Origin of the sequence: Leptolyngbya sp. FACHB-36 (assembly GCF_014695955.1) — a bacterium.
Taxonomy (GTDB): Bacteria; Cyanobacteriota; Cyanobacteriia; order Leptolyngbyales; family Leptolyngbyaceae; genus FACHB-36.
In genome coordinates this window covers 1-3,665 of sequence record NZ_JACJPG010000239.1, presented here as the reverse complement: position 1 = coordinate 3,665, position 3,665 = coordinate 1, and the positions used below count along the sequence as shown (strand labels likewise).

Annotated in this window: 4 protein-coding genes and 1 pseudogene; 3 read left to right on the top strand and 2 right to left on the bottom strand. The window is 53.5% G+C overall.

All coding sequences use genetic code 11. The features are described 5' to 3' along the window. Positions 1-96, top strand: a pseudogene (locus tag H6F43_RS23005) (ABC transporter ATP-binding protein); the annotation flags it as partial. Between the two features lie 27 nt (positions 97-123). On the opposite strand, the gene xseB reads toward H6F43_RS23005, so the two are convergent. Further along, on the bottom strand, positions 124-381 hold the full coding sequence (gene xseB / locus H6F43_RS05785; protein WP_190341576.1) for an exodeoxyribonuclease VII small subunit: 258 nt from the start codon (positions 379-381) through the stop codon (positions 124-126). 92 nt (positions 382-473) lie between these two features. After that, a complete protein-coding gene (gene xseA, locus H6F43_RS05780; protein WP_190341574.1) occupies positions 474-1,730 on the bottom strand; it encodes an exodeoxyribonuclease VII large subunit in 1,257 nt (418 codons plus the stop codon). 238 nt (positions 1,731-1,968) lie between these two features. Here xseA and recA point away from each other — a divergent pair, with 238 nt between their 5' ends. Together recA and H6F43_RS05770 are read left to right on the top strand one after the other, a co-directional pair. Beyond that, positions 1,969-3,057, top strand: a complete 1,089-nt coding sequence (gene recA, locus H6F43_RS05775; protein WP_190341572.1) for a recombinase RecA — start codon at positions 1,969-1,971, stop codon at positions 3,055-3,057. Positions 3,058-3,444: 387 nt separating this feature from the next. Further along, the coding region (locus H6F43_RS05770) for a magnesium chelatase domain-containing protein (RefSeq protein ID WP_277879878.1) at positions 3,445-3,665 on the top strand (221 nt) is incomplete at its 3' end.

Sequence of the window (3,665 nt, the reverse complement as noted above, 5' to 3'; positions counted from 1 at the left end):
GTGACGCACGACAATCGAATTTTGGACATTGCCGATCGTCTGGTTCAGATGGAAGATGGATACTTGCTGTCTAACATTCAGGAGCTAGCCGCATAAATCAAATTAACGAAATGGAGTAGTCGACTAAAAATCGGATTCGTCGGTTAGGGTTTCAATCAGTAAATCGACTTGCTGCTGACGCTGCATCAAAAACGTTTCACACTGGCGCAGGTAGTCCACAGCCGCAGCGAACTCATCAAATACTTCCGCCAATTCCAACTCGCCTGCTTCGATGCGAGCCGTAATTTCCTCTACTTTCTTAATCGTGGCTTCGTAGTTCCAGGAACGCGGCGAAGACGCGTCAAAGCGCGAGCCATCAGCATTGTTAGGGTAGGCTCCTATTGAGTCCGATGAGTTGCTCACAGAGAGTCCTGATGGGTTGCGATAGGGTTCAGTATAACGATACTCGCTAGAAAGCCGATGTATTCAGGATTTCAGTCAGATTGGCTCGATCGTTCTTGTGCGGGCAACAGTTCCATCACCCGAACGCTGAGCTGCCCATGTCCAAGCTGAATCTGCAACTCCTGTCCGGGCGCGAGATCATCGGTAGAGCGGACGATCGCGCCGTCCTGCCGCACCACTGCGTATCCCCGCTTCAGCACTGCTTGCGGGTCCAGCGTGGCAAGTTTTTGCTGAAGTAGCTGATGGTATTGAGTCGCCTGCTGCGTTTGCAGCGTGACGCTTTGAATGAGACGCTGACGCATCCACGCCAGCACTTGTCGTTCCTGATGGAGAACGCGGTCGAGGTGAAGCTGTTGAAGGCGATCGCGCAGACGCTGAAGGCGATCATGAGCCGCTTCGAGACGGTAGTGCATGGCGTCCCGCAGCATCAGAGCCAATTCTTGATGTGACGCATAAAGATCAGCGAGCAGGGGAACGGCTTGCTCCGCAGCAGCGGTTGGCGTGTGGGCGCAAACATCCGCTGCCAAATCCGCTAGCGTCTCATCCCGCTGGTGCCCAATGCCTGCAATTACGGGAATTGAGCACTCTGCGATCGCCCGCACCACTCGTTCGTCATTAAAGCACGCCATATCTTCGATCGCGCCGCCGCCTCGTGATACAATTAGTACATCTGCTCTAGCATCGCGTTCTACTCGCTGGATGGCATGAACGATCGAAGTAGGAGCCTGATCGCCTTGAACTAATGCAGGAGAAAACACGACATGCAATCCCGGATATCGCCGTCGCAACGTTCGCTGAATGTCTCCCCAAGCGGCAGCCTGAGGTGACGTAACCACGGCTACGGTCTTGGGATGCGGCGGCAGCGGACGCTTTCGTTCCGAATCGAACAAGCCCTCCGCTTCCAGTCGATTTCGCAACTGCCGATAGCGTAGCGCTCGCAAGCCCTCGCCGGCTGGTAGCGCTTGCCAGATGATGAGCTGATACTGCCCCCGCTGTGGATGAACATGGATGCGACCTAAAAGGATCAATTGCTCACCCGATACTGGTTGGACAGTGAGGCGATCAATCTGGCTGTTCCACACAACGCAGCTAATCGAAGCATTGGCGTCCGGGTCCTGCAACGTAAAAAACAAGCCGCTGCGGTAGCGGTTTGCGCTAGACACCTCGCCCGTCACCCACACCTGCCGCAGGTGGTTGTCTTGCTCCAACAATGCCTGGATGTACGCTGTCAGTCCTGCTACCGATAGCGCCGCATCAGGAACCAGCAAACTCGGAAGATAGGAGGTCATGGCATCCAATGTAGAAGAACGAAGAACTTAGTTGACTCCAGCTACCTACTTCCAGATTAGCTAGACTCAACCGAGTAACGTAGTACGTTTGACTGCATTTGCTTAAAGATCTAAACGACGTCGTTCTACTTACTCCCCCGTTTGTAACTGCATCGAGTCGGGAATGGTTAGAATAAAATTCCCCTAGGTCCCGATCGCTCTCTACTCACTCTACATACACTTCCGCGTTGAGGCGCTGATGGCAACTAAAGCAACTGAAAGTGACAAGCAAAGCTCAGACAAGCAAAAGGCATTGAGCCTCGTTCTGACTCAGATCGAGCGCAACTTTGGCAAAGGCAGCATCATGCGACTAGGGGATGCTGCTCGAATGCGGATTGAGACGATTCCTAGTGGCGCATTGACGCTGGATCTGGCGTTGGGCGGCGGATTACCCAAGGGTCGCGTCATCGAAATCTACGGTCCAGAAAGCTCAGGTAAGACAACCGTTGCGCTCCATGCCGTTTCAGAAGTACAGAAGGCGGGTGGCATTGCTGCGTATGTAGACGCAGAGCACGCGCTGGACCCGGTTTATGCCAAGGCTATGGGTGTTGATATTGACAATCTGCTGGTATCGCAGCCAGACACCGGAGAAGCGGGGCTAGAGATTGTGGACCAACTGGTGCGATCCTCGGCGATCGACATCATCGTGGTGGACTCGGTAGCAGCGCTGGTGCCCCGCGCTGAAATCGAAGGCGAAATGGGTGACTCGCACGTGGGTTTGCAAGCCCGTTTGATGAGCCAAGCGCTCCGAAAAATTACCGGAAACATGGGCAAGTCAGGCTGCACGGTGATCTTCATCAACCAGCTTCGTCAGAAAATTGGCGTTACCTACGGTAGCCCAGAAACGACTACAGGCGGTCAAGCGCTCAAGTTCTACGCTTCCGTACGTCTGGACATCCGCCGCATTCAAACTCTCAAAAAGGGCACAGAAGAGTACGGCACCCGCGCCAAGGTAAAAGTAGCGAAGAACAAAGTGGCTCCACCGTTCCGGATTGCCGAGTTTGACATCATCTTCGGTAAAGGCATCTCCACGCTCGGCTGTTTGGTCGATCTGGCTGAAGAAACCGGCGTGCTAGTCCGCAAAGGCGCGTGGTACAGCTACAGCGGTGAAAACATCAGTCAGGGACGCGACAATGCCGTGAAGTACCTTGAAGAGAAGCCGGACTTCGCAAAGCAGGTCGAACAAGAAGTGCGCCAGAAGCTAGAAATGGGTGCAGTGGTGTCGGCAACTGCTGTCGGCGCATCGGACGGCGACGAGGACGAGGGCGACGAGTTCGTCGAAGAATAGCGTTATTCGATCGTTTTTCTGGTTGGGAGTGGGCATTGCCTCACTCCCTTTTTTGTGCAGTTGCCTTTAGCCAAAAACTTACACCAACTCGAAATTCGGAGTTCGGAATTCAAAATTGCAAAAGCTGGATTTCATCAACGTTTCAGTCGTCTGATCTGTAGGTGGAATTTAGAGAATTGGTATTACGCTACAGGGATCTCCTTCAAAAAAGCCTGAGTGGGCGCTTTCTGTAAGTAGCGTTTGCCATAAAGCCACGCTCAGATTGCGGCTCATACCGCTCGATGCAGTGGCGCTACTGACATGGGCGAGTTCTCCCAGGGTGCGCAAGCCAGTGTTGCCTAGTGCAGGGTTGGGGCATTCTAAACAAGAACAGTCGTACGAGTGTCTATGCTAGCCAGGGTTTGGAGTGCATCATTAATTGGAATCGATGCCGTGAAGGTTGGTGTCGAAGTCGATATTGCAGGTGGGCTACCAGGAATCGTTGTCGTAGGTCTGCCGTCGCAAGAAGTGCAGGAAAGCAAAGAGCGAGTGAAAACAGCGCTCAAGAATGCGGGCTATGCGTTTCCAATGCGGAAGATAGTTGTAAATCTCACGCCAGCAGACCTGCG